The sequence below is a fragment of the Labrys okinawensis genome (genome assembly GCF_047345005.1).
GTDB lineage: Bacteria > Pseudomonadota > Alphaproteobacteria > Rhizobiales > Labraceae > Labrys > Labrys okinawensis.
Genome location: NZ_CP178864.1, coordinates 3065387 through 3088512 on the forward strand (window position 1 = coordinate 3065387; position 23126 = coordinate 3088512).

The window sequence follows — 23126 nt, forward strand, 5'->3', positions numbered from 1 at the left end:
CAGGGAGCGCGGACGTCCCGTCTGGTCTTGAAGCGGTGCCGTTTGAGGGTATGCGGGAGCCTCAATTCCGGCCATCGCAAGTCCCGAGGGCGTTACGCTTCAAGAGCGGACGAGGGCGTCCGCGCTCCCGGATTCCGTCCACCAGTCCCGCGCCAGTATCAAGTCCTGCTGGATCAGCCCATGCCCGGCGGGCAGCACCTCATGCCTGACGTTGCCGCCCGCCTGGCGCAACACCGCCGCCAGTTCCTTGGAGGCCGGCGCCATCGGATCCGACTGGCCGGAGAGGATCAGCACCGGCTTGCCGGCAAGGTCCGGCAGGCTGACGGGCTCGAAGGGCAGGGTGGCGCGCATCAGGATGGCGCCGGACAGCACCTCCGAGCGAAGCAGCAGCAGCGAGGCAGCGATATTCGCACCATTCGAAAAGCCGAGGGCGACCGGCGGCTCGATGCCATAGGTCTTGCCTGCCTCCGCCACGAAGTCGCCGAGCGCCTGCGTGCGGGCCTTGAGATCGGGAATGTCGAACACGCCCTCCGCCATTCGGCGGAAGAAGCGGTTGGCCGGGCCTTCCCGAACTTGGCCGCGTGGCGAAAGCAGCGGAGCGCCCGGTGCGATGGTGCGGCCGAGGTCGATGAGGTCGTGCTCGTCGCCGCCCGTGCCGTGCAGGAGCAATAGGGACCTGGAGTTGGGGCCCGGTTCGAAACGATGGATGTGGGAGAGAGTCATGGCTGCTGGGAGCGCGGACGTCTTGTCCGCTCCTGAAACATTGAAGGTCGGGAAGGAGGCGCGGACGTCTCAGTCAGCATCTCAACCGCATGCACTACGGTTCAAGAGCGGACAGGATGTCCGCGCTCCCAGGTTAGTCAGTCGATATCCGGCAGAGCCGCTTCGATCTGGCTGCGATAGGCTTCGTACTGTGCCGGCAGCTTGAGCACGGTGCCCAGGGTGTCGACGCTTTCGTCCACCGCAAAGCCAGGATCGTCGGTGGCGATCTCGAAGATGGTGCCGCCGGGCTCGCGGAAATAGACGGAGCGGAAATAGTTCCTATCCTTCTGTTCCGTGGTGGCGACATGCATTGCATAAAGGGCCTCGACCAAGGCTTGCTGCTCGGCATCACCGGCCGCCCGAAAGGCGACATGATGGATCGAGCCGGCGCCCATGGACGGCCTGATACGCGAGGCATCGACGATGACGTCGACATGGCTGCCGATGACATCATCCGCCTTGCTGTAGCGGCTGACCTTATCTTCCTTGCCGGCAGGCGTGAAGCCGAACACGTCGGTAAGAACCTTGGCGGTACCTTCCTCGGCCGAAACATGCAGCGTCACGCCGTGGAAACCAGCGACTGCATACTCGACCGGGATTGGATTGCCCGTCCAGTTCTCGCCCTCCGGCTTGCCGGCGGCGACGAGTTCAAGGCGAATGCCATCCGGGTCGGAGAGGGCAATCAGTTCCTCGCCGAAGCGCTTGGCCTCCTCATAGGCCATGCCCATGCTGGCAAGGTGCCCACGCCACCAGCCCAGCGATCCCTCGGGAACGCGGAAGGCCACGGCCTGCGCCTCGCCGGTGCCAGGCTTGCCACGGTTGGCGCCAGCCCAGGCGAAGAAGGTCAGGATGGTGCCCGGCCTGCCGGTGGCATCGCCGAAGTAGAGGTGATGGGCTGTGGGATCGTCGAAATTGACGGTCCGCTTGACCAGGCGCAGGCCAAGCACGTCGCGATAGAAGCGGATGTTGGCACGGCCATCGGCCGTAATTGCAGTAATATGGTGAATCCCGGCGCTATGGATGCCGGTGGAGATGGTGTCGCTCATGGAAGCTGCCTTTCAGCTTGCCGCCCTGCAAACCCGGAGAATTCCGGATTCTTGCAAAAATCTATCTATATCAAACAGATGAAGCGTGGAGCTGACGGCTGATCTCCGCTCACTTCGTTGGCGCTAAAATAGAGATTCTTGCAGACATGCAAAGATGTGCAAGACTGGTTTGCATCGCGGCAATGCCACAGCTTTGTGGCAAAATGCACATTCTTTGGCCACCTCCTCTCGATAGAGTCCTCCATTAACGCAGCTTTGAGTGATGCAGGCTCAAAGTGGCCTCATGAGGCGCCGGGGGATTTGGCGCAAACATTTGCAAGGCTAGACCAATGGTGACGTCACCAATCGCAACCCTGGTGCAGCCCGCTTTGGAGCGCGGTGCGATCGAGGAATTCGAAATCGGGCAAATGCGCCGGCGTTGGCAAGGCGGCGAGCCGCTTCAGGCCGCCGACGCCGACGCCCTCTTCGCCCTTCAGGGCAGGCTGGCAGGCCGCAACCCCAGCTTCAATGCTCTCTTCGAAGACATGCTGACGGCCTATGTCCTTGAGAATGGCGAGCCCAAGGGCGGCATTTCGAGGGAGCAGGGCGCGTGGCTGCTCTCGATGCTGGATGGCGGCGAGGGGCTGGTGGCCAATGTCGCCGAGCTTGAACTGCTGATCAAGCTGATCGAGACGGCCGGCAGCGTGCCCGCCGATCTTGCAAGTTTTGCGCTGCACCAGATCCAGCACTCGGCCATGACGGGTGAGGGGCCAGCGGCGCTCGGCCGCATTCACTTCTCGCGCGTGGTCGATGCCCGGGATCTCACGAACCTCGCACGGCTGCTGCAGGTCGCCAGGGGCGACAAGCGGCGCATCATCTCGCGCCCGGAAGCCGATATCCTGTTCGAGATGGCCGAAGGCTGCACCGGCACCAACGATCCGGCTTGGGACGGCCTGTTCGCCGAGGCGATCCAGGCCCATCTGCTTGCCACCAACGATACGCATGGCCTGTCGATCTCGACGCCTGTAAAGCTCGACGACCACGACAGCGCCTGGCTCAGCCGCCGCATCCAGCATGACGGAATCGTCAGCCGCGCCGAGCGCGCGCTGCTTGCCTTGGTCGATCCTCGCCAGATGGCGGCGACCAACAATTGGGACAAGTCGATCTGCCAGATGATCTGAGGACGATATATCTGAACCGAGCGATTTGCCGGCCCCTGGGGCCGGCATTTTTGTTCACGTCGACCTCCCGCGGGGTACGACTCATTGCGCGCGGGTGAAAACTGTGAGACGCCGTGAACGGACGTTTCCGTGGCATTTCAGGTGGTCGCCGGCATGTTCTCGAAAGTTCTGATCGCCAATCGCGGCGAGATCGCCTGCCGGATCATCAAGACAGCCCGCCGCATGGGCATCGCCACCGTTGCCGTCTATTCGGATGCCGACCGCGACGCCCTCCACGTCGAAATGGCTGACGAGGCCGTGTCTATCGGACCGCCGGCAGCCGCCGAATCCTATTTGCGCATCGACAAGATCATCGCCGCCTGCCGTCAGACCGGGGCCGATGCCGTGCATCCAGGCTATGGTTTCCTGTCCGAGCGCGAGGCCTTCGCCACGGCCCTGCAGGAGGCCGGCATCATCTTCGTGGGCCCCAATCCGCATGCCATCGCGGCAATGGGCGACAAGATCGAATCCAAGAAGGCCGCGGCCGCCGCTGGCGTTTCCACCGTGCCCGGCCATCTCGGAATCATCGAGGACGGCAAGGCGGCCATCCGCATTGCCGACGAGATCGGTTACCCCGTGATGATCAAGGCCTCCGCCGGCGGCGGCGGCAAGGGCATGCGCATCGCCTATTCGGCCGGCGAGGTGGAGGAGGGCTTCCGCCTGGCACGGTCCGAGGCGAAGGCCTCCTTCGGCGATGATCGCGTCTTCGTCGAGAAGTTCATCGTCGAGCCACGCCATATCGAGATCCAGGTCCTCGGCGACAAGCACGGCAATGTCATTCACCTCGGTGAACGCGAATGCTCGATCCAGCGCCGTAACCAGAAGGTCATCGAGGAAGCGCCGTCGCCCTTGCTGGACGCGGAGACGCGGGCGCGCATGGGCGCGCAGGCGGTGGCTCTCGCCAGGGCCGTGAACTATGATTCCGCTGGCACCGTGGAGTTCGTCGCCGGCCAGGACAGGAGTTTCTACTTCCTCGAGATGAACACCCGCCTGCAGGTGGAGCATCCTGTCACCGAGCTGGTCACCGGGATCGACCTCGTCGAACAGATGTTCCGCGTGGCGGCCGGAGAGAAGCTGGCGCTCAAGCAGTCCGACATCACGCTCGACGGCTGGGCGGTGGAATCGCGCGTTTACGCCGAGGACCCCGTGCGCAGCTTCCTGCCGTCGATCGGGCGCCTTACCCAATACCGTCCGCCGGCCGAGCGGCGCGACAAGGGCGTCACCGTCCGCAACGACACCGGCGTTTTCGAGGGAGGCGAGATCTCGATCCATTATGACCCGATGATCGCCAAGCTCTGCACCCACGCGCCGACAAGGGCGGGCGCGATCGCCGCGATGTCGGATGCGCTCGATAGTTTTGCCATCGAGGGCATCCGACACAATATCCCCTTCCTCTCGGCGCTGATGGAGCATCCGCGCTGGATGGAGGGGCGGCTTTCCACAGCCTTCATCGCCGAGGAGTTTCCGAGCGGTTTTGCGCCGCCGGCCCCGAAGGGGGTGGTGGCCGATCGCCTCGCTGCAGTGGCCACGATGATCGACCACTTGCAGAACCAGCGCAAACGGCAGATCAGCGGGCAGATGGTCGGGCGGGCCGTGATCTTCGACCGCACGCGGGTTGCGGTGCTCGGGCAGGAATCGTTCACCGTCGAGGTGGACGAGGCACGTGGTGAGATGCAGGTGACTTTCCTCACTGTGGAAGGTTCGCCAGGGCGGCTCGTCATTCTGAGTTCGGACTGGAAGCCTGGCCAGCCGGTTTGGACCGGGCAGATCGATGGCGAACCCGTATCCATGCTGGTGCGCCCCATCCCCAATGGAGTCGTCCTCGCCCACCGCGGTGCAGTAGCCGATGTCCGCGTCTATACCGGGCGCGAGGCCGAGCTGGCGCGGCTGATGCCGGTCAAGACCAATGCCGCGCTCTCCACCGCTTTGCTCTGCCCCATGCCAGGCCTGGTGCGTGCCATTGAGGTGAGGGAGGGCCAGGAGGTCAAGGCGGGCGAGGCGCTCTGCGTGGTCGAGGCCATGAAGATGGAGAATGTCCTGCGCGCCGAGCGCGATGCCACCGTAAAGAAGATCCGGGTGAAATCAGGCGATACGCTGGCGGTGGATGCCGTGATCATGGAATTCGTATAAGGGAGTGGCGGTCTCCGACCGCCATCCACATGTCCGGCAAGCACGGTGCTTCAAGGTTGGTAGGCGGAGACCGCCACTCCAAGGTGGCGCTTTCCCACCATCCGGCAATCCCCACCAATGGAGCCGTGCCTTGAGCATATGGGATCAGTTTTTCAGCTGGGCGGCTGTCCCGGGGCATATCGCTTACACCATCATCGCCATTTCCTATCTGCTCACCAATATCTTCTGGCTGCGTCTGGCGGCCGTGGTCGGCATCGGCTTCGAGATCTTCTATTTCCTGTTCAGCGGCTCGGCGGTCTGGCCCAGCATCGCCTGGGATAGCGCCTTCATTCTGATCAATCTCGTACAGCTCGGCGTTCTCCTGCGCGATCGCTTCAGCCTGAAACTTTCGGATGACCAGAAGGCCTTCATCAAGCCGATCGTCGGCGATCTCGACAAGGCCCAGGTCGCCCAACTGCTGCGCACCGCCCAATGGCGCACGCTGCCGGCCGGGACCGTGATGACCATCGAGACCGAGCCGGTGCGCGAGCTGACCTTCATCTGCGAGGGCCAGACGGAGGTGCGCGTCAAGGACCAACTCGTCGCCCATGTCGGGGCCGGGGCCTTTGTGGGCGATGTCTCGTTCGCCACCGGCGTCGCTGCGACGGCGACCGTGACGACGGAGGAAGCGGTGCGCGTGCTTGCCTTCGACCAGGAAAAGCTGAAGACGCTGTGCAAACGCGACGAGCAGATCGCGCACGCACTCTACCGGCGCATTGGCGGGGGGCTGGCCGACAAGATGCGCGTGGCGACGGGGCGGCTGTAGGCCTTCCTGGGATCGCGGGTTTATCCCGGGTGCGCGGACGTCCCGTCCGCTCTTGGAAGCGCTACGTTTCCCAAGATGGGCAAGGCGTCTGCGGTTCCACGAAAGATTCGTTCGTCCGCGCACAGTGGAACAATGCCCTTTGGCCAGTCTGTACCGGCCAAAGAAGCGTTCCCGGGATCGCAGACGTCTCGCCTGTATCCTTGACCATCGCGCTTCCAAGAGCCGACGGGACGTCCGCGCACCCGGGAAAGAAAGTTGACTCTCCGCATTGAAACGCCGCGTTAACCCCTCGATGTTAAAGATAAAATCAGCTTGGTTTAACCGGGTTGTCAGGACAATGCTGTCAGTCGTCATCCTGCGTTTGCTGTTCTCGCCGAACGGATCGGTCGATCGGGGCGCCTTTTCGATCGGCGTGCTGCTGCTCGCCCTGGCCGCGCTTGGCATTCATCACGGGATGCATGGCTGGGGCGGCCCTTTCGGTCTCGGCTCCTTTGTCTTCATGGCCGCCATCGCCTGGTCGGCGCTTTGCCTGTCGCGCAAGCGGTTGCATGATTTCGGCTGGTCGGGCTTCGTGATCCCGATCTTCCTCGGCCTTTATCTCCTGGCCGTGGCTGGTGCGATCTTCTTCCTGAATCCAGAGGCACTCGCCTCCTGGCAGCAGACTTTGGCGACCTTCGGCCTGTTCAGCGGCCCGATGATCGGCTGGCTGATCGCCCTTGCCATCATCCCAGGCAACGGCCTCGCCTCGACTGTCAGGGCGACCTGGTAAGCACCGGCCCGAAGATCGGCTCGAAGGCCGAGCGCAGGGCGATATCGACATCTTCCATCGTCACGGGCAGGCCGAGATCGACCAGGCTGGTCACGCCATGGTCGCGCACGCCGCAGGGCACGATGCCGGAGAAATGCTCCAGATTCGGCTCGACATTGATGGCGATGCCGTGAAAGGACACCCAGCGCCGCAGGCGGATGCCGATGGCGGCGATCTTGTCCTCGGCGCCATCTCCACGCTCGGGCCGACGCACCCAGACGCCGACACGATCGTCGCGCCGTTCGCCGCGCACATGGAAAGCCCAGAGCGTTCCGATCAGCCATGCTTCCAGCGCCGCCACCAACAGGCGTACATCCTGCCTGCGGCGCTTGAGATCGAGCATGACATAGGCCACGCGCTGGCCCGGGCCATGATAGGTATATTGGCCGCCGCGCCCGCTCTCATGCACCGGGAAACGGTGCGGCGCCACCAGGTCCTCGCGCCGTGCCGAGGTGCCGGCCGTGTAGAGGGCGGGGTGCTCCAGCAGCCAGACGGATTCGCCCGCCTCGCCGTCGGCGATGGCAGCCGCCCGCTCCTCCATCGCCGCCACGGTTTCCGCATAAGGAAGCAGGCCGGGCAGGATCTGCCATTCGACGGGAGGAGAATCGCCAAGGGGCAGGAAGATGCTGTCGAGCGCGTTGCGGCTGGTCACGAAAGTCTGGTCCACGGGGGCAGGAAGCCCTCATATCGGTGTATTCTGGACCTTCGACAAGGGTTGTCACGGTAATGCAAGAAAATCCGCGATTGCCCTTGCTGCCCCGGGACCGATCTGTTAGACGATGCGCCGCTTCACAAGGGCACCGCGCTTCGGGCCGGCCTCGTGTAGCACCCGCGGTCATGGCGGAATTGGTAGACGCGCTAGCTTGAGGTGCTAGTTGGGCAACCAGTGGAGGTTCGAGTCCTCTTGACCGCACCATCTTCGAGCGATGCTCCAAAAGGCGATCCGATGACGGGTCGCCTTTTGTTTTTGGCGCGCGGATGTCTGCTCGTGAGCATGGGTGGCGAGGGGTTAGCCCAATCGCCATCCCTAAGAAATGCTCGCTTCAAGATATAATATATGATTGGAACAATCTATAGTTGAGCTCCAGTTTCGCACTCGATCGCGTATCGTGCGATGTGCCCTTGCAAGCCGACAATAAGAGAGAACGTCGCGTCCAGTTCTACCGCATAGCCTCAGAGAGCATCTTCGCCTTTCTCCGAGCATCACAGGTTCCTCAGTTCATGAAAATGCACGGGAAGGCTGGGATCTAACGAAGGAAAGAAGAGATGAAAACCGCAGCTTTGGCAATCTTGGTATCATTGGCAGCAACGGTTCCTGCAGCAGTAGCAGGTAAAGTCTTACCGAACGGCGTGGAGCCATTCTCGAGCCACCAGGTTATCGACAGATACTCCGGATATACAGTTGGATTGGATCTTGGGGGGATGTTCTTCTCTCCTGATGGAACAGTCACGGGTTACGTCTTGATATCGCATGCGGAGGAGATCGGCGTTGGCAAATGGACAGTGAGCGGGAACTAAGTTTGCTCCGACATGAATTGGAAATCCAAGCTTCAGAGTATGAATGAAGTCAAGTGCAAGAAGATCTATAAGTTGAGCTCTGGTACGATCTTACAAGAGACCAAGGATACCGACAGCAATTACTTGTCAGTATATCCAGACACGCAATTTTTATTCAAGGACGATAAAGTCCACGATAAGTACATCACCGTAGAGAGGCTGCTAAGCCAATAACCGGTAGGCCCCAGGTCCCCGCCTGACTGGACCGATGCCCGGCAGTGAATCAGCCTGATGTTTTGCGGGGCGGATTCGCCTTGTTTGTCGTCCGCCGCCGCCCTTCAGTGCTGCCTGGCGCGCCGCCTGTCGATGATCCGGTTGGTTTCCGACGTCCATCCCGGGGGCGCCGGCCGGGTCTCCACCGGGCCAGGGCCGGGCACGATCTGCACGATACGGAACCCCCGCTTCTTCAGTTCTTGCAGGAATTGCGGCAGCATTGCCACGGTCCGCGGCTGGATGTCATGCAGCAGCACGATGCCGCCCTTCGACTTCTCCAGACGTGCGAGGATCAACTCCAATTCGGCGTCCGGGCTTTCAGGTTCCCAGTCGCTCGCCCATTGGTCGGCGCCGAAGATCACGACATCGAGCGAAGCCAGCCAGTTGTCGAGTTGCTGTGTGTCGGCAAAGCCGGGAAAGCGAAAGAAGGGCTGGTGGGGCCGCTCGCCGGCCTTGCCGAAGACGGCCTTGTCGACGGCCCGGAAGCCATTCTCGATATCGGCCCTGGCTCTCTCGAAGGCCATGCCGCGCATGGTGGGATGGGTCATCGAGTGGTAGCCGATGGTGTGGCCTTCCCTGGCCACGCGCGCGGCGAGGGCAGGGGCGCCGGCGGCATTGCGGCCGATCATGAAGAAGGTCGCCTTCACGCATTGGGCGGCCAGCGCATCCAGCACTTTTTCGGTATGGCCAGGGCTCGGGCCATCATCGAAAGTGAGCACGACCTCGCCGGGCTGGAGCGCGAGCGTCTGCGGATAAGTCTTCAGGCCGACCTCACCCCCGCCGAGCGTTCCGACCGGCAGGACACGCGAAACGCCCACCGAATCGGGGCCGCAGGCAGCCAGGGCAACAGTGGAGGGGGCACACAGCAGGGCCGCGGCAAGGAGTACGCGCTTCATCATCTGGACCGTAGGAGGGGAGGATTCGCCTGATAACGGCGATTCTTTGGTGAGTCTCCAAAGATTTTTGTCGACAGTGAGGAGCGGTTAAGCTTCTGTGTCTACCGTGCATTTCCAGTAGTGGAACGCCGCCTGTAGCGGCTCTTATATTGGGTTGTAACCATGAGATCGCTCTCGCGGCTCGTCCGCTTTGGTCTGATCGCGGCGGGTGTCCTGTTGGTCAGTGCCTGCTCGACCGTCGAACAGGCCTATCCGGGACCGAAAGAGTTCCCTGTTCACGGCATCGACGTGTCCAAGTATCAGGGCGTGATCGACTGGCAGGCGGCTGCCCAGGGCGGCGTTCGCTTCGCCTATCTGAAGGCCACAGAGGGTGGCGATCGCGTCGACGACCAGTTCCAGGCCAATTGGAACGGCGCTCGCGCGGCTGGCATTCCCACCGGCGCTTATCACTTCTATTATTTCTGCCGCCCGGTGGAAGACCAGATCGCCTGGTTCAAGACCCATGTGCCGCCGGCGGCGGATGCATTGCCGCCGGTCCTCGATATGGAATGGAACCAGCTTTCTCCGACCTGCAAGCTGCGTCCGCCCGCCGCCAAGATCCATGTCGACATGGGGAAGTTCCTGGTCGAGATGGAACGCTTCTATGGCAAGAAGCCAATCATTTACACAACCGTCGACTTCCATCGCCAGATTCTGACGGGCGAGCTTGAGAACTATCCCTTCTGGGTGCGTTCGGTCTCGGGCCATCCGGAGCAGCGCTATGGCAATCGCTCCTGGGCCTTCTGGCAGTATACGGCCACGGGCTCCGTGCCCGGCGTGAAGGGCAAGGTCGACCGCAACGCCTTTGCCGGCTCCGAGAAGCAGTGGCAGGACTTCCTGGCGCAGAACATAGCGACGGGCAGCGTTGCCTCGAACTGACGGCGTGGCGGCTTATCGCCGCCTCAATCCATCCTCACCGGGCCGAGCCGATAGACGCCCTTGAAATCGTCGGGATCGGCCGGCTGGCCCTTGCGGTAGATCACCAGGCGACCCTCCTTGGCGAGGCGCACGGCCACGCGACGCAAGGGCTGCATAAGCGGGCCCCACTGATCCGACGCCTTGCCGGCGATCTCCTGCGCGATATCGGCTGGGGCCAATGTCTTGCCCACCGGCAAGGCCGTGATCAGCCGCAAGGCCGTCTGTTCGAGTATGTCCTTGTCGACCATCAATTCCGCCCGAGCGCCCGATATGGCAGCGCATTCCATCCGGCCGACCGTTACAGTCCCCTGGGCGATTCGCCCACAGGCGGAGTGTGCCGCATTGGGATCAGGATCAGCAGGCGCCGGCCGCCTTGCCCTACGGGCAGGAAAGAAAGGCGGGCGGAAGCGTCCCCGTAGCGGTGGTGCCGATTTGCTTCAGCCTCCGGTCAGGCGAGGGCGGCTGAAGGGTCGCTAAAAATAACGGAATCGGAATGTCGGTATTGAGACTACAGGAGGGGCGCGGCGCTGGTAGTGCCCATTTTTAAGCGATCCCCTGGTTACCCGGTCAAACCCCTCGTCAGCGACCAGATCCATCGATAACACGCCGCGCGACCTCCTCCGCCCGTGATGCATGCCGTTGGTCACAAGCACATAAAAAGAACATCTCTTGACTTTCATCCGTTGCTATGATTTATTCCGTAACGGAATGAGGCGTCAGCGGCCGGCGTGCGCGCAACCCGGCCCCGAACGCCTCCATCCACCCCAGCGGCCTGTCCAAGTGGCAGGCGCAAGCGGCGGTCCTGCTTCCTTCGAAGCCGGCCTCCAGGGGTGACGAGCGGGACAGACGGGATCGGCACCCCATGGAAGTGCCCTGGATCCCTGGACGGAGCGTGAAGGGCTTGAGCCCGGCAATGCCTTCGTCCCTCCTCCCGCCGATGCGGTGAAGACGGCTGATGCCACCGTCCGGCCAGGACGGACGTCGCTCAGCCCCTGTGCCGAGCCGGCTGGGTTCGGGTTCGGATGGTCCGTGCCATCCGCTCCCGGCTCGCCTCCGCCTGAGCAAGGCGGAAAAACGGGTGGTCCTACGCGCTTTGTCAGCGTGCCGGGCCGCCGGAACGGGGCGATGGCGGCTCGCATCGACAGTGCGGCCTGCATCTTCCATGAATCCTGCTTTCACGGCTGCCCTGCAGCCGCCATCGCCCGGTCTCCTCATCAACCCAGCCGGACAGGGCGTGGGAACGAGAACGTTTGCGCATCGCGGTGAGAAGGCGGCGGAGGCGAGAGAGTCTGATGCTTGGGGAACATTTACAAAATCAGTGAATCGGCAAGCCGGTGTTCGGACATGAGGAGGGGGCACGAGAGCGTCGGGCTTGAGGCACCTAATATTTAACGATCCTTCAGCAGCTGCTCTTTGAGTGACACCTGAAGAGCCATGGATGGTATGGACGAGCGGGGCCGCATACCATCCGGCGATCAAGTCAGCTCAGCACGCATTGGTGCCCGGCGGACAGCTGGGACTTGTGCCTGGCGTATAGCGCGGGCCGTTCCTGGCGGGACCACTGTTGACGAAAGGCCTGGAATAGTCACTCCGCGGGCGAGGGGTGACACCGGCGCCTGGCGCGACGACCGGGCCGGGGCTGGTTACCGGCGGCCTCGGCCTGCCCTGCCATGGCCGTCCGGGGTAACGGTCGCGATCATAGCGGTACTGGGGATAGCCCCGCCCATAGTAGTAGCTATTGCCATAATAGATCGGCGCGGCATAACCCGGCTCAGCGTAATACGGATCATAGGGCTGGTTACGATAATAGCCATCGTCTGCGCATCCAGCTAAGGGAATCGCCAGCAAGCCGGCAATCAGAAGCATCCGTTTCACGATCGTAACTCCCTGGTAGCTTACAGTCAGTGACGTCAGCAAACGCGCCTCGGTCGTTCGCGGAGCGCTCTGGGTGAACGCGGCGGGAGCTTGCTGGTTCCAACCCGGACAGGGGTGTTGACGATCTCAATCTTCGTTTGCGCCCAAAGCGTTAACTGGGCATGGTGCCGCACTCGGTCCGGAGTGCCCGCCTTGAAGATGATCATCGCCAACAAGAATTATTCCTCTTGGTCCATGCGGCCCTGGCTCGCTGCCAAGGCCGCCGGTATCGGCTTCGAGGAGCAGATCATCTGGCTGCGCCAGCCACAGACCTCGGCGAACATCAAGACCATCTCTGCGGCCGGCAAGGTGCCTATCCTGATCGATGGCGATATCCTCGTGCATGAATCGATCGCCATCCTTGAATATCTCGCCGAGATCGCCCCTGAACTCTGGCCACGGGACAGGGAGGCCCGCGCTCATGCCCGTTCCATCGGCGCGGAAATGCATTCCGGCTTCATGCCCCTGCGCAAGAACTGCCCGATGAACATCAAGCGCCAGCCCCGTTCGATCGTCCTCGACACCGAGACGCTGGCGAGTGTCGAGCGTGTGGTCGATCTCATCGTCGATTGCCGCGCCCGCTTCGGGGCCGGCGGCGATTTCCTGTTCGGGACGCGCTTCAACAATGCCGATGCGATGTTTGCGCCGGTTGTCAATCGCCTCCACGCTTATGATATCAAGGTTCCGGCCCTGGTTCGCACCTATCTGGATGCGGTGATGGCGACACCCATGTGGCGCGAATGGGAGGCTGCCGCCCTTGATGAAGCCGAGATCATTGCGGATATCGACGACGTAAGATGACGCTCAACCTGATCAAATTATGCGTTGGCGCTGAATCGATCGCCGATCTGGAGGAGTGGATTGCGCTGCGCCTGCGTCTTGCCGGCGAGCAGATCCATACCACCCGCATGATGCCGAAGAACCGCGAGGCCATTCTTGACGGCGGTTCGCTCTACTGGGTGATCAAGGGCGTAGTGTCCTGCCGGCAGCGGATCCTCGACCTGCGCGGCCATCGCGACGAGGACGGCATTTCCCGCTGCGACATCGTCCTCGATCCGGCCGTGGTGACCGTCGATCCCCGCCCGCGCGGCCCTTTCCAGGGCTGGCGCTACCTGAGCGCCACCGACGCACCGCCCGACCTCGCTGGCGCCGGTACGCCCGACGCCGAGTTGCCGATGGAACTGCAGCGGCAATTGCGTGTGATCGGCCTGGTTTGAGGGACCGACATGTTCTCCGACAACAAGCGCTCCGCTTCCGAGATTGGCGGTCGGTGATCGCCGCCGAGCTTGGAGCGCCTACCTTCGCGGCCCCTGCATCGAACAATCACGAGACGGTCACGTCCCCTGCGTCAAAATGGCACTCATCGGCTGGCATCATGGCCGATATTGGTTGCCATGCGTTAACCATGTTGTGTGCACGATAGCACTTCAGAAATTCGCCACTCTGTCATCATGGCTGCAGGTTGAGTGGATGGAGGACACCATGTTGATCGCAACCACGGAAGGGCAGGGCTGGTGCTACGAGGTGATCGTGCAGTCTGACGGCTTTCTAGTCCAGGCTCGGGATCTCGACACGGGCGAAGTCTGCCTCAACGAAACCAAGCTCTTCCGGACTTCGCCGGTTGCCCTGGCCTACGCCGACATGGCGGCTGCGGCAGACCGCTTCGCGGCCTCTCGCCTCGAGGATGCCGAGGACTGGCAGGATTTGGCCGACGACTTTCATCACGAACTGGATCGCTACCAGGTCATTCGCGACAGGCTGTTCGATGAAGGAGTGGGCGGCGATCTCCTGTACCAGAGCCGAGCCGGCTCCCTGCGCGAAAACGCCCACCGCATGCACTAAGGCAAAGCGCGATTGAGCGTAAACACCGCTTTGCTGCACCTCTTTGTTTCGATGCGCCTTTGCGATTCTTGCCGATTTAATCTGAAGATGAGGCGCATCAATCAGGCATGCGCCTTACCGCCATCGACCAGCGTCAGATGGCCGTAGCGCCGGGCGCCGGCGGGCAGGGCGGTTGAACGGGCGGATTTTGTGGGCAGCGTCTGGCCGTACAACACCTTCTCGATCCCTGTGATCTCGAACCGGACGATCGGATGCAGGCCGATCCAATAGGGCGCCTCGTTGGGCGTGAGGCAGCCCAGAATACGGGCGTTCGCCTTGCCGCGATGATGCAGCGGCAGTAGAAGCAACTCCAGATCGAGTTCATGTCCCTGCAAGGTTCCCGCCTTGACCGAAACGACGCGTGCCGTCATGTCGGCGGATACTGCAAGCACCACATCCTCCAGCACCGCTTGCTCGGCCCAGCGATCGAGCAGGGAGGCGCCCCTCAGTTCCTGTCCCAACAGGGCGCACATGTGGGTGCCGGCGAGGCGGAAAGGGAAGGTGTGGTTCTTGTCGATCTCCACGATGAAGGTATCGCCGAGGACGCGGCGGATGGCGGCAGGATCGATGTCGACACGCTCGGGTGCGGGCCGGCCAGCCCTCAAATTGTCCCAGTAGCCATAGAGATCGCGTGTTGCCGCATTCTTCATCGTCAGCCGCCCATTGCCCCGCCGTCTTGCGGGAGACAGTCAGACGATAGCACCGGCCATGGGAATTTCGGCAGAGGGCAGGATGGTTACTGCTTGGAAACGAATTATTAATGTTAACAAATGGTTAATGGCGCCGATTCGACGTTAGTCATAAGCGCGCCGATTTGCCATGCTTGAACGGTTGCCCGAGGAGTGTCCCGCTTGTCCTTGAATTCGCGCAACAAAGTCACTCCACCCGCTGCCTTCAACGTGCCGCTGGCGCCGGTGGCGCTGACGGGTCTGCTGGTGGTGGTCCATATCGTGCGCGCTGTACTGCCGTCGTCCTGGGCGAATTGGATCGACCTTGCGCTCGCCTTCATGCCACTGCGCTACGACCCCAGCAACGGCGTGGCGTCCGCCCTGCCGGGCGGCTATGTCACCAGTGTCACAAGTTTCCTGACGACTTTCTTTCTGCAGTCCGATCCGGGCACGCTGATGATCAATGGCGCTGCGTTGCTGGTGCTGGGCGCGGCCGTGACGTGGCGCTTCGGTACCTGGCGTTTCCTCGTCTTCGGCGCGCTCTGCGTCGTTGGCGGATCGATCGCCTGCCTGCTGATCTATTGGGGCAGGCCAACCGCGCTGGTCGGCGCCGGCGGCGGCCTCGCCGGCCTATTCGCGGCCTCCATCCACTTCCTGTTCAAGGGCGGCACGCCCATGAACGCCTTCCGCGTCGCTGGCGGCGCCGCCTTCCGCAAGCCTGCCTGGACCCTGCGCGATGCGCTCGCCGACCAGAATGTGCGCATCTGGCTGGCAGTCTTCGGCTTCATCACCGCCTGGAACGCCGTCAGCCCCTACATCCTGCCAGGAACCCAGGGCGTGGCCTCCTGGCCGGCCAACATCGGCGGCTTCCTGACCGGGCTGCTGCTCTTCCGTTTCTTCGACAAGCAGCCAAGGCTGCGGCGGGTGGTGTGATCCCGGGAGCGCGGACGTCCTCGTCCGCTCTTGAAACGCGACATCCGGGGCTGGTCTGCACAGTCATCAAGGGCGATACTTACCTAGCCGCGGCCTTTATGAAAGGTTGCGCTAACCTTGAAACGCCGTCGTTTCAAGAGCGGACGAGGACGTCCGCACTCCCAGCCTGTCCCTCGACCGCGCTCCAGACCGCAAGCGCCTGACGCGTTTCGGCAACGTCATGCACCCGCACCGCATCGGCGCCACGCTGGGCAGCGGAGATGGCGGCGGCAACCGAGCCGCCGAGACGCTCGGACGCCGGTCCTTCGCGGTCGACACCGCGGATGAAGCTCTTGCGTGAGGCGCCGATCAAGACGGGGTAGCCGAGTGTGCGCAGCTGCGGCGTCGCATCCAGCAGCGCCAGATTGTGCTCCAGCGTCTTGCCGAAGCCGAGGCCGGGATCGAGCCACAGACGCGAGCCGGCAATACCGGCCTTGATCGCCCGCTCGCAATTGCGGTCCAGCTCGGAGCGCACCTCGTTCACGACATCCTCATAACAGGGGCTGACCTGCATGCTTTGGGGATCGCCCTGCATATGCATGAGGATCACAGGCACCTCGGACCCCGCCAGGACCTCGCGGCTGGCCGGATCGTCGAGGGCCGTGATGTCGTTGATCATGCTGGCGCCGGCCGCCAGCGCGCGAGCCATGGTCTTGGCATGACGGGTGTCGACCGAGACCAGCCGGAAGCGATCGCGCGCTTCCTGCGCCAGGGCCGAGACCACCGGGCCGATGCGGGCCCATTCCGTTTCCACGTCGACGGGCCTGGAGCCGGGACGCGTGGATTCACCACCGATGTCGAGGATGTCGGCGCCATCGTCGATCAGGGCGTGGGCGTGGGCGATGGCAGCCTCGGCGGCGTCATAGCGTCCACCGTCCGAGAAGGAGTCCGGGGTGACATTCACCACGCCCATCAGGAGAGGCACCGGCCTTAACGCACGCACATTGGCCCGGTCGCTTCCGGCAAGCATAATGCGCACCGTCTCACCGGTGTTGGGATGGCGCCAGTCCGGCGCGATATCAGCGAGGGGCGCCAGCACGAAGGCGCGTTCATGCATGCGCGGATGCGGCACGATGAGATCCGGCGTCTCGATAACCTCCTGGCCGTAGGCGATGAGATCGAGGTCGAGCGTGCGGGAGGCGTTGCGTTCGCTGCGTTCGCGGCCGAACAGCAATTCGACTTCCAGCAGCAGCGCAAGCACCTGATGCGGTGCAAGCTGGGTCTCCACGGCGATGACCTGGTTGGCATACCAGGGCTGGCGCGAGCGCGGCACCGGCTCGGTGAGATAGAGGCGCGAGCGGGCAACGACAACAAGGCCTCGCAGGGCGAGAGCCGAGACTGCGCGGCGCAAAGTCTCGCGCGGAGCACCCTCGCGGGAGGGCAGGTTGGCGCCAAGCGCAATGAAGATCATGGGCAACGAACTCATGGAAGCGGAGTCGCAGTGAGATCGAGCCGTATGGAGGTCTCGCGCTCGATGCGGGCAAGGAGATAGGTGAGGACGTGCGCCGTCACAGCCGAGGTGGGGAGACTGCGTTCGCCCAAAGCGGTCACCGGCCGGATCACCCGAACGGAATTGGTGAGAAAGAGCTCGTCGGCTCGGGCAAGCAGGGTCGGCGTGAGGCTGCGCTCCGCGTGGTGCAGGCCCATGGCCGTCGCCTCCTCGAGAACGAGCGCGCGCATGATGCCATCAAGGCAGCCATCCTTCCGCGGCGGCGTGACAAGCATGCCGTCCACCACCGCGAAGATATTGGCGATCGTGGAGCAGACGGCGCTGCCGTCGAGATTTCGGATCAGGGCGTCATCGACTTTCGCATCCGCTGCTTCTCGCGCGGCCAGGATGTTGTCGAGATAGGCCAGCGACTTGATGCGCGACAGTGGGGAGTGCTGGTTTCGCGGGATGCTCGCCTCGCAGAGTCGGGCAGGCTGGCCGAGCAAGACCGGGGACCAGGGCTGCGCAGTGACCAGCAAGCTCGGTTCCGCCGCGCCGCCGGGCCACAATCCACGAGGTGCCTGGCCACGCGTCAGCGTGGTGCGGATGATGGCATGTTCGCCGCCTGCCTCGGCGAGAACCTCGTCGATCATATCATCGAAGGGAACACGATCCGCACGGATGCCAATAGTCTCGGCATGCCGTCGGAGGCGTTCGATATGGCGATCGCGCAGGAAGATATGGCCGCCGAAGCTCACCATCGTATCGAACACGCCGTCACCGAGCTGGAAGCCGCGATCGAGCACGCTGATCGCAGCGCCTTCCCTTGCTGGCAGCGCATGCAGGCGATGAATGAGGAAACTCACGAAACCCGATCCAGGAACGCACGAATGATGTCGTGACCGTGCGGCGTTAAAATCGATTCCGGATGGAATTGCACGCCGAAAGTCGGGTGCTGGCGATGGCTGACGGCCATGATCTCGCCTTCATCGCTGCGAGCGGTGACCTCGAGCGGTCCCTCATCGTCGAGTTCGACGATGAGGGAGTGATAGCGCGCTGCCTCGAAGGGCCGCGGCAGACCGCCGAACAGGCCACCGCCTTCATGGTCGATGCGCGAGGCGCGGCCATGCATCGGCGTGCGGGCGTGGGTGGTGCGGCCGCCAAAGACCTCGCCGATGCATTGATGGCCGAGGCAGATGCCGAGGATCGGCAGCTTGCCGGAGAAGGCACGGATCAGATCGAGCGAGGCGCCGGCATCCCGTGGCGTCTTCGGGCCTGGGGAGAATACCAGGGCCCTCGCACCGAGACGCTCGACATCCTGGGCCGTCACCGCATCGTTGCGCAGCACATGCGGTTTCGCGCCGGCTTCCTCGAAATAACGCGAGACGTTGAAGACGAAGGAATCGTAATTGTCGACGATGAGGATCATGCCGCCGCTTCCTCGCGGGCGGGGTCGTCAAAGGCGCCCAGCAGGCGCTCGGCCTTTGCGAGGGTCTCCTCATATTCGCCGGCTGGATCCGAAAGCAGCGTGATGCCGCCACCGGCGCGGACATGGAGATCGCGGCCGTCGAAGGTCAAGGTACGGATGGCGATATTGAGATCAGCGGCTCCGTCAAAGCCGATCCAGCCGATGGCACCGCAGTAGATGCCGCGCGGCTCGCGCTCCAATTCGCCAATGATTTCCATGGCCCGGATCTTGGGCGCGCCGGTGATGGAACCGCCGGGAAAGGTCGCGGCGATCAGGTCGGCGACGTCACGGCCCGTCTTCAGGCGCCCGGTGACCACGGAGGTGAGATGATGCACGGAGGCGTAGGTTTCGATGCCGCACAGCACCGGCACCTGCACGCTGCCCGCTTCGCATACACGGGAGAGATCATTGCGCAAAAGGTCAACGATCATAATATTTTCGGCCCGGTCTTTCTCGCTTCGCACCAGGGATTGGGCGATGGCGGCATCGAGCGTTGCATGGCTGCTGCGGCGCTTGGTGCCCTTGATCGGCCGCGCTTCCACCTTGCCATTGTCGAGGCGCAGGAAGCGTTCGGGAGAAGTCGATGCGATAAAGCGCTCGCCGTCGACCAGAAGCGCGCCGAAGGGAGCGGGGTTGGCGCGGCGGAGTGTGCGATAGGTTGCGAGCGCGTCGGCACCGCTCCGGGGGGTGGCCGAGAAGCGATGGGAGAGGTTGGCCTGGAAGATATCGCCCTCGCGGATATAGGCGACGACACGGGCCACCTCTGCCTCGTAGTCGGGGCGGCTGCGGCTGTTGCGCCAGACCAGGCCTGCCGGGGGCCGACTACGCCGCGGCGCGCGTTCCAATTGACGATAGAGCGCCTGCCCGCCGGTCTCATCCGGCGCGATGGCGAAGGCGCGCTGCTCGATCATGTCGAACGCAAAGAGACGATCGTAGAAGGGCAGATCGACCTGCGTCGTGTCCTTTGCGGGCGGTGGAACGCCCGGACCGAAGGCTTCGAACAGATGGCCGGCCTCATAGGCGATCGAGCCGATGGCTCCGCCGGTGAAGGGGGGCCCGCCAGGGACGGAAGGGCGGGCGTGGCGGGCGAGGATTGTACGCAGGGCAGCCATAGGGCGCTCCGCAAGGGCTTCCTCGTTCCAATAGGCAGCACCGTCGACCACTGTGAAACGACCGAAGGGAGAGGCGGCGAGGTAGGACCAGCGTCCCAGGCTCTCATGCGCCATGGCGCTGTCGAGCAAAGCGAGGCGTGGCTGCTCAGCCAATGCAGCGGCGGCTTCAACCGGATCGATCCAGGGTATCTCGAGCACGATCATGATAGGTCAGCACTTCCAGCCTCGCCCCAATGGGACCCAGCCAGCTTGTGTTATGCGGGCAATCCGCTCCAATGTTCGGCGATTGGAGTTTCGGGCAGCTTCCCTGTCAGCCGGCCGGAACTCATCACGCTTGGGCCAAAGCGTCTCGCGAGTTGACGGAATCGGCAAGATCGCAAAACGCGTCGAAACGACGAATTAGAGCAAAAGGCGTTTAACGCGTAGACGCGCCTTGCTCTAGGCCTCAAGCGTCCCGCATCTCTCAGCCCTGTGGAGACGCGCGGAACATCAACCCCTATTTAGCGCTTTTTTTGACTTTTGTCGTGCTCATGTTTGCGGCTGTGTAGAGGAAGTGCACCATCAGGCCGGCACACAGCCCCCAGAATGCGGCGCCGATGCCATAGAGGCTGAAACCGGACGCTGTGACAAGGAAGGTGGCGAGCGCCGGCAGACGCTGCGTTTCGTCCTGCAGGGCGCCCAGCATCGAGGTGCCGAAGGCGCCGACCAGCGCAAGGCCTGCCGCGGCCTCGATGAGGATCGGCGAGGAGGCAGTGACGAGGCTGGTGGTGATCGCCGCCAGCAAGGAGAAGATCACGACATAGACGAGGCCGGCAACCACGGCGGCCGTATAGCGTCGCTCGGGCTGGGCGTGTGCGTCTGGTCCCGCGCACAGGGCGGCGGTGATGGCGGCCAGATTGATGGTGGGGCCGCCTAGCATCGCCGTGAGGGCCGAGAGACCACCCGTGGCCAGGAAGGCCGGCCGCGTCTGCACATGATAGCCATAGGTGTTAAGCACCGCGAGGCCCGGAATGTTCTGTGAGGCCATCGTTACGATGAACAGCGGCAAGGCGATTGAAATAAGCGTTTGCCAATCAAAGCTTGGCCGAACGAATTCGAGCACCGGGAGAGCCAGTTGCTGGACGGCGCCCTGGCCGGCGAACGCCATGACCGCGAGCGCAACGGCCAGGGCTGCGGGGGCCGCCCACAGACGGTAGAAACGCCCGACGACCAGCCAGGTCAGGATCACCGGCACGGCGAATTTCGGCACTTCGCCAAGGGCCGCAACCGGCGCAAGGCAGAGCTTGAACAGGATGCCCGCCAGCATGGCGCCCGCGATGGGACGGGGAATGCGGGTGATGAGTCGTCCCAATGGCGACCACAGTCCCGCGATCATGATGAGCCCGCCCGTGACGACGAAGGCGCCGACGGCGGCCGCATAGCCCCCGGCCGGCGTGGGCAGAGTGGAGAGCAGGGCCATGCCTGGCGTGGACCAGGCCATGGAGACCGGGATGCGGGTGGCAAGGCTGAGGCCGATGCCGCAAAGGCCCATCGCCGCGCACAGGACGGCAAGGCCCGAGGTGATTTGCCCCGGCGATGCGCCCACCGCATGCATGCCGTTGATCACCACCGCCACCGAACTCGTATAGCCCACCACAGCCGTGACGATGCCGATCCCGATGGACTGGCCGCTTATATCGGAAAAGAAGGAGCGCATGGACAAATCGACTGACGGGTGGAGAGGCGGCCTTATTCGGCCGCTAGAGGCAAAAGCGCAAGCCACGAGGAGAGTGCCCTAACTTCTCCATAGCAACTGCCGCTTGCGCGGGATTGGACAGGATTGCGTGGTGTCACGAAAGCAAAACGGGCGGAATATCCGCCCGTTTCGTGTGATGGCAATCCGGCTTAGGGCTTTCTGCCGTCGTCCTTCGTGCGGCCAAGCAGATTTGCCATTTCCTCTTCGAGGCTTGCGAAGGGGTCTTCCGGTTCTACCGGAGCCTGCGTGGTGGTCGGGAGCGGCGGGGAGGTCAAGGGCCGTGTCGGCGTCGTCAGTCGTTCGCCGACACGGAACGGCTCTTGACGGGCGGGGGCTTCCGTCGCCTGAACGCGAGGCTCGGGGGGCGTGACGTTGGGTTCCACCCGGCCACCACCCAGCGGGCGTGGCTCGGGCGTGAAGCGCGGCTCGACCCGGCCTTCCGCCACACGGGGCGCAGGCGCCACGGGGGCCTCGGTGGTCGCCGCCGGCTCGGGGCGGCGCCATTGCGGCAACTTGAGATCCGGCAGGCGGATTTCGGGAAGGGTGAGGCGGGTCGTGGTCGGCTGCGGCGTGGTGACGGGCTCGACCTCCTCAGGCGCCGGCTCGATATCGGTGCCCTCGAAGTTGAATTCGCTCACCGGCGTAGTGGTGGCTGCAGTCGTCTCTTCTTCCGACGCGCCCAGCAACTCCTCGAAATGTGCGGTATCGATGTTGGCGCGCGGCTCTTCCTCTTCTTCTCTTTCGGGCTTGCTTGCCGTGGGCGGGGGCACGGCGCCAGGCGCATTCTTGAAGCTCTGGAAGCGGGTCGAGGCTCGCTGGAAGAAACCGGGCTCGCGCGGCGGTATCACGCCGGATCTGGAGGTGGGCACCGGCGTAGCCACGGCAAGTGGCGGTACTGGGGTCGGCGCCGTCACGGGGACGGCCGTGGTTGTGGGGGCCGGTGTCGGCGCTGCAGTTTCGATCCGGGCCACGGATGGCACTTCGACCGCGGCCGGGCGTGCAAAATCCTCCTCGACCTGACGGGGGGCCGGCGGATAGCTCGACACGCGTTCCGGCGCCGCGGTCGGCGGCGGCACGGCAGCACCGGCGGGGCGCGCGGCCTGGCCGGCCGTGCGGGCCCTGAGGATGGTGGATTCGATCAAGAGGTCGTTGGGGCCACCGATCATGATGAGGTGTTCGACATTGTCGCGGCGCACCAGGACGAGCTGACGCACGCCGACATCGTATTTATCTACGACGCCGAGGCGGGATTGCCGGCCGCCCTGGACCAGGCCTCGCACGTGCGGTCGGCTGATGGCCCGCCATGCATACATGGAGACAACAACGAGAACGACTCCAACCACCAGCAGCAAGATAGCCAAGGGGATCCACTGCGTGGGCAGCCAAGAGTTCAACGAATTCATCGATATGCTTCCTTAGATCAGGCCAGGCACCGAAATGCTTTTGCGGCCGGATGCCACCAGTTCTCTTTCTGGGTAATTTTCTTAGAAGACGGTTAACGTCCAAGAATCAACCGCAAACTAACCAAAGGGCCGCCGATCCCTGCAATTTGGCCATTAATGCGGGCAAATACG

The 23126-nt window shown here is 63.3% G+C and carries 23 protein-coding genes and 1 tRNA gene; 11 read left to right on the top strand and 13 right to left on the bottom strand.

All coding sequences use genetic code 11. The features are described 5' to 3' along the window. Nucleotides 1-99: 99 nt before the first annotated feature. The gene (locus tag ACMDCR_RS14285; protein WP_413993146.1) at nucleotides 100-723 is read right to left on the bottom strand and encodes an alpha/beta hydrolase; all 624 of its coding nucleotides are present in this window, start codon (nucleotides 721-723) and stop codon (nucleotides 100-102) included. Between the two features lie 137 nt (nucleotides 724-860). Next, nucleotides 861-1808 carry a ring-cleaving dioxygenase gene (locus ACMDCR_RS14290; RefSeq protein WP_413993147.1) on the bottom strand — a complete coding sequence of 316 codons (948 nt, stop codon included), beginning with the start codon at nucleotides 1806-1808 and terminating at the stop codon, nucleotides 861-863. 329 nt (nucleotides 1809-2137) lie between these two features. On the opposite strand from ACMDCR_RS14290, the gene ACMDCR_RS14295 reads away from it, so the two are divergent. From ACMDCR_RS14295 to ACMDCR_RS14310, 4 genes are all read left to right on the top strand, one after another. Then, nucleotides 2138-2968: a hypothetical protein gene (locus ACMDCR_RS14295; protein WP_413993148.1), complete on the top strand. Its 831-nt coding sequence runs from the start codon at nucleotides 2138-2140 to the stop codon at nucleotides 2966-2968. A 153-nt stretch (nucleotides 2969-3121) separates the two neighbouring features. Next, complete coding sequence (locus ACMDCR_RS14300) at nucleotides 3122-5137, top strand: acetyl-CoA carboxylase biotin carboxylase subunit (protein ID WP_413993617.1); 2016 nt, start codon at nucleotides 3122-3124, stop codon at nucleotides 5135-5137. A 130-nt stretch (nucleotides 5138-5267) separates the two neighbouring features. After that, nucleotides 5268-5942, top strand: a complete 675-nt coding sequence (locus ACMDCR_RS14305) for a Crp/Fnr family transcriptional regulator (RefSeq protein ID WP_413993149.1) — start codon at nucleotides 5268-5270, stop codon at nucleotides 5940-5942. A gap of 337 nt (nucleotides 5943-6279) precedes the next feature. Then, a complete protein-coding gene (locus ACMDCR_RS14310; protein ID WP_413993150.1) occupies nucleotides 6280-6711 on the top strand; it encodes a hypothetical protein in 432 nt (143 codons plus the stop codon). Here ACMDCR_RS14310 and lipB read toward each other — a convergent pair. Further along, nucleotides 6695-7402: a lipoyl(octanoyl) transferase LipB gene (gene lipB / locus ACMDCR_RS14315; protein ID WP_413993151.1), complete on the bottom strand. Its 708-nt coding sequence runs from the start codon at nucleotides 7400-7402 to the stop codon at nucleotides 6695-6697. The two genes, ACMDCR_RS14310 and lipB, sit on opposite strands and share 17 nt — an antisense overlap. A gap of 179 nt (nucleotides 7403-7581) precedes the next feature. Between lipB and ACMDCR_RS14320 the strand changes: the two genes are divergently transcribed. Then, a tRNA-Leu gene (locus ACMDCR_RS14320) sits at nucleotides 7582-7666 on the top strand. Nucleotides 7667-8016: 350 nt separating this feature from the next. Continuing rightward, complete coding sequence (locus tag ACMDCR_RS14325; RefSeq protein ID WP_413993152.1) at nucleotides 8017-8268, top strand: hypothetical protein; 252 nt, start codon at nucleotides 8017-8019, stop codon at nucleotides 8266-8268. Between the two features lie 317 nt (nucleotides 8269-8585). On the opposite strand, the gene ACMDCR_RS14330 is transcribed toward ACMDCR_RS14325, so the two are convergent. After that, nucleotides 8586-9419, bottom strand: coding sequence for a polysaccharide deacetylase family protein (locus ACMDCR_RS14330; protein WP_413993153.1), 834 nt, complete (start codon nucleotides 9417-9419; stop codon nucleotides 8586-8588). A gap of 159 nt (nucleotides 9420-9578) precedes the next feature. Between ACMDCR_RS14330 and ACMDCR_RS14335 the strand changes: the two genes are divergently transcribed. Continuing rightward, on the top strand, nucleotides 9579-10334 hold the full coding sequence (locus ACMDCR_RS14335) for a GH25 family lysozyme (protein ID WP_413993154.1): 756 nt from the start codon (nucleotides 9579-9581) through the stop codon (nucleotides 10332-10334). Nucleotides 10335-10357: 23 nt separating this feature from the next. On the opposite strand, the gene ACMDCR_RS14340 is transcribed toward ACMDCR_RS14335, so the two are convergent. Next, entirely contained in the window at nucleotides 10358-10621 is a 264-nt protein-coding gene (locus tag ACMDCR_RS14340) for a DUF3253 domain-containing protein (RefSeq protein ID WP_413993155.1), read from the bottom strand. A 1237-nt stretch (nucleotides 10622-11858) separates the two neighbouring features. Continuing rightward, a complete protein-coding gene (locus tag ACMDCR_RS14345) occupies nucleotides 11859-12248 on the bottom strand; it encodes a hypothetical protein (protein WP_413993156.1) in 390 nt (129 codons plus the stop codon). 198 nt (nucleotides 12249-12446) lie between these two features. On the opposite strand from ACMDCR_RS14345, the gene ACMDCR_RS14350 reads away from it, so the two are divergent. The 3 genes from ACMDCR_RS14350 (at nucleotide 12447) to ACMDCR_RS14360 (ending at nucleotide 14129) form a co-directional block, all read left to right on the top strand. Further along, complete coding sequence (locus ACMDCR_RS14350; RefSeq protein ID WP_413993618.1) at nucleotides 12447-13088, top strand: glutathione S-transferase family protein; 642 nt, start codon at nucleotides 12447-12449, stop codon at nucleotides 13086-13088. Further along, nucleotides 13085-13504 carry a DUF1489 family protein gene (locus ACMDCR_RS14355; protein WP_413993157.1) on the top strand — a complete coding sequence of 140 codons (420 nt, stop codon included), beginning with the start codon at nucleotides 13085-13087 and terminating at the stop codon, nucleotides 13502-13504. The genes ACMDCR_RS14350 and ACMDCR_RS14355 overlap by 4 nt, the downstream gene beginning before the upstream one ends. Nucleotides 13505-13769: 265 nt before the next feature. Continuing rightward, on the top strand, nucleotides 13770-14129 hold the full coding sequence (locus ACMDCR_RS14360; protein WP_413993158.1) for a hypothetical protein: 360 nt from the start codon (nucleotides 13770-13772) through the stop codon (nucleotides 14127-14129). A 101-nt stretch (nucleotides 14130-14230) separates the two neighbouring features. Here ACMDCR_RS14360 and ACMDCR_RS14365 read toward each other — a convergent pair whose 3' ends face one another. After that, complete coding sequence (locus ACMDCR_RS14365) at nucleotides 14231-14818, bottom strand: PAS domain-containing protein (RefSeq protein WP_413993159.1); 588 nt, start codon at nucleotides 14816-14818, stop codon at nucleotides 14231-14233. Between the two features lie 201 nt (nucleotides 14819-15019). Here ACMDCR_RS14365 and ACMDCR_RS14370 point away from each other — a divergent pair, with 201 nt between their 5' ends. Beyond that, entirely contained in the window at nucleotides 15020-15769 is a 750-nt protein-coding gene (locus ACMDCR_RS14370; protein ID WP_413993160.1) for a rhomboid family intramembrane serine protease, read from the top strand. Between the two features lie 133 nt (nucleotides 15770-15902). Here ACMDCR_RS14370 and folP read toward each other — a convergent pair whose 3' ends face one another. From folP to ACMDCR_RS14400, 6 genes are all read right to left on the bottom strand, one after another. Next, on the bottom strand, nucleotides 15903-17234 hold the full coding sequence (gene folP / locus ACMDCR_RS14375) for a dihydropteroate synthase (RefSeq protein WP_413993161.1): 1332 nt from the start codon (nucleotides 17232-17234) through the stop codon (nucleotides 15903-15905). Next, the gene (locus ACMDCR_RS14380) at nucleotides 17231-18103 is read right to left on the bottom strand and encodes an aminotransferase class IV (RefSeq protein ID WP_413993162.1); all 873 of its coding nucleotides are present in this window, start codon (nucleotides 18101-18103) and stop codon (nucleotides 17231-17233) included. Before ACMDCR_RS14380 ends, folP begins: the two co-directional genes overlap by 4 nt. Next, nucleotides 18100-18666 carry an anthranilate synthase component II gene (locus ACMDCR_RS14385; protein ID WP_413993163.1) on the bottom strand — a complete coding sequence of 189 codons (567 nt, stop codon included), beginning with the start codon at nucleotides 18664-18666 and terminating at the stop codon, nucleotides 18100-18102. The genes ACMDCR_RS14380 and ACMDCR_RS14385 overlap by 4 nt, the downstream gene beginning before the upstream one ends. Next, nucleotides 18663-20021 (bottom strand): aminodeoxychorismate synthase component I, encoded by a 1359-nt coding sequence (gene pabB, locus ACMDCR_RS14390; protein WP_413993164.1) that lies wholly within the window; start codon nucleotides 20019-20021, stop codon nucleotides 18663-18665. Before pabB ends, ACMDCR_RS14385 begins: the two co-directional genes overlap by 4 nt. A 292-nt stretch (nucleotides 20022-20313) precedes the next feature. Further along, nucleotides 20314-21513 carry a benzoate/H(+) symporter BenE family transporter gene (locus ACMDCR_RS14395; protein WP_413993165.1) on the bottom strand — a complete coding sequence of 400 codons (1200 nt, stop codon included), beginning with the start codon at nucleotides 21511-21513 and terminating at the stop codon, nucleotides 20314-20316. 188 nt (nucleotides 21514-21701) lie between these two features. Beyond that, on the bottom strand, nucleotides 21702-22955 hold the full coding sequence (locus ACMDCR_RS14400; RefSeq protein ID WP_413993166.1) for a hypothetical protein: 1254 nt from the start codon (nucleotides 22953-22955) through the stop codon (nucleotides 21702-21704). Nucleotides 22956-23126 lie beyond the last annotated feature (171 nt).

Bases quoted from the DNA above. Each gene is read 5' to 3' on its own strand.
- ACMDCR_RS14385 (WP_413993163.1), bottom strand. From the start codon at position 18,666: ATGATCCTCATCGTCGACAATTACGATTCCTTCGTCTTCAACGTCTCG.
- ACMDCR_RS14365 (WP_413993159.1), bottom strand. From the start codon at position 14,818: ATGAAGAATGCGGCAACACGCGATCTCTATGGCTACTGGGACAATTTG.
- ACMDCR_RS14335 (WP_413993154.1), top strand. From the start codon at position 9,579: ATGAGATCGCTCTCGCGGCTCGTCCGCTTTGGTCTGATCGCGGCGGGT.
- ACMDCR_RS14285 (WP_413993146.1), bottom strand. From the start codon at position 723: ATGACTCTCTCCCACATCCATCGTTTCGAACCGGGCCCCAACTCCAGG.
- ACMDCR_RS14325 (WP_413993152.1), top strand. From the start codon at position 8,017: ATGAAAACCGCAGCTTTGGCAATCTTGGTATCATTGGCAGCAACGGTT.
- folP (WP_413993161.1), bottom strand. From the start codon at position 17,234: ATGAGTTCGTTGCCCATGATCTTCATTGCGCTTGGCGCCAACCTGCCC.
- ACMDCR_RS14355 (WP_413993157.1), top strand. From the start codon at position 13,085: ATGACGCTCAACCTGATCAAATTATGCGTTGGCGCTGAATCGATCGCC.
- ACMDCR_RS14330 (WP_413993153.1), bottom strand. From the start codon at position 9,419: ATGATGAAGCGCGTACTCCTTGCCGCGGCCCTGCTGTGTGCCCCCTCC.
- ACMDCR_RS14395 (WP_413993165.1), bottom strand. From the start codon at position 21,513: ATGCGCTCCTTCTTTTCCGATATAAGCGGCCAGTCCATCGGGATCGGC.
- pabB (WP_413993164.1), bottom strand. From the start codon at position 20,021: ATGATCGTGCTCGAGATACCCTGGATCGATCCGGTTGAAGCCGCCGCT.
- ACMDCR_RS14400 (WP_413993166.1), bottom strand. From the start codon at position 22,955: ATGAATTCGTTGAACTCTTGGCTGCCCACGCAGTGGATCCCCTTGGCT.
- ACMDCR_RS14340 (WP_413993155.1), bottom strand. From the start codon at position 10,621: ATGGTCGACAAGGACATACTCGAACAGACGGCCTTGCGGCTGATCACG.
- ACMDCR_RS14290 (WP_413993147.1), bottom strand. From the start codon at position 1,808: ATGAGCGACACCATCTCCACCGGCATCCATAGCGCCGGGATTCACCAT.
- ACMDCR_RS14300 (WP_413993617.1), top strand. From the start codon at position 3,122: ATGTTCTCGAAAGTTCTGATCGCCAATCGCGGCGAGATCGCCTGCCGG.
- ACMDCR_RS14310 (WP_413993150.1), top strand. From the start codon at position 6,280: ATGCTGTCAGTCGTCATCCTGCGTTTGCTGTTCTCGCCGAACGGATCG.
- ACMDCR_RS14360 (WP_413993158.1), top strand. From the start codon at position 13,770: ATGTTGATCGCAACCACGGAAGGGCAGGGCTGGTGCTACGAGGTGATC.
- ACMDCR_RS14295 (WP_413993148.1), top strand. From the start codon at position 2,138: ATGGTGACGTCACCAATCGCAACCCTGGTGCAGCCCGCTTTGGAGCGC.
- ACMDCR_RS14350 (WP_413993618.1), top strand. From the start codon at position 12,447: ATGATCATCGCCAACAAGAATTATTCCTCTTGGTCCATGCGGCCCTGG.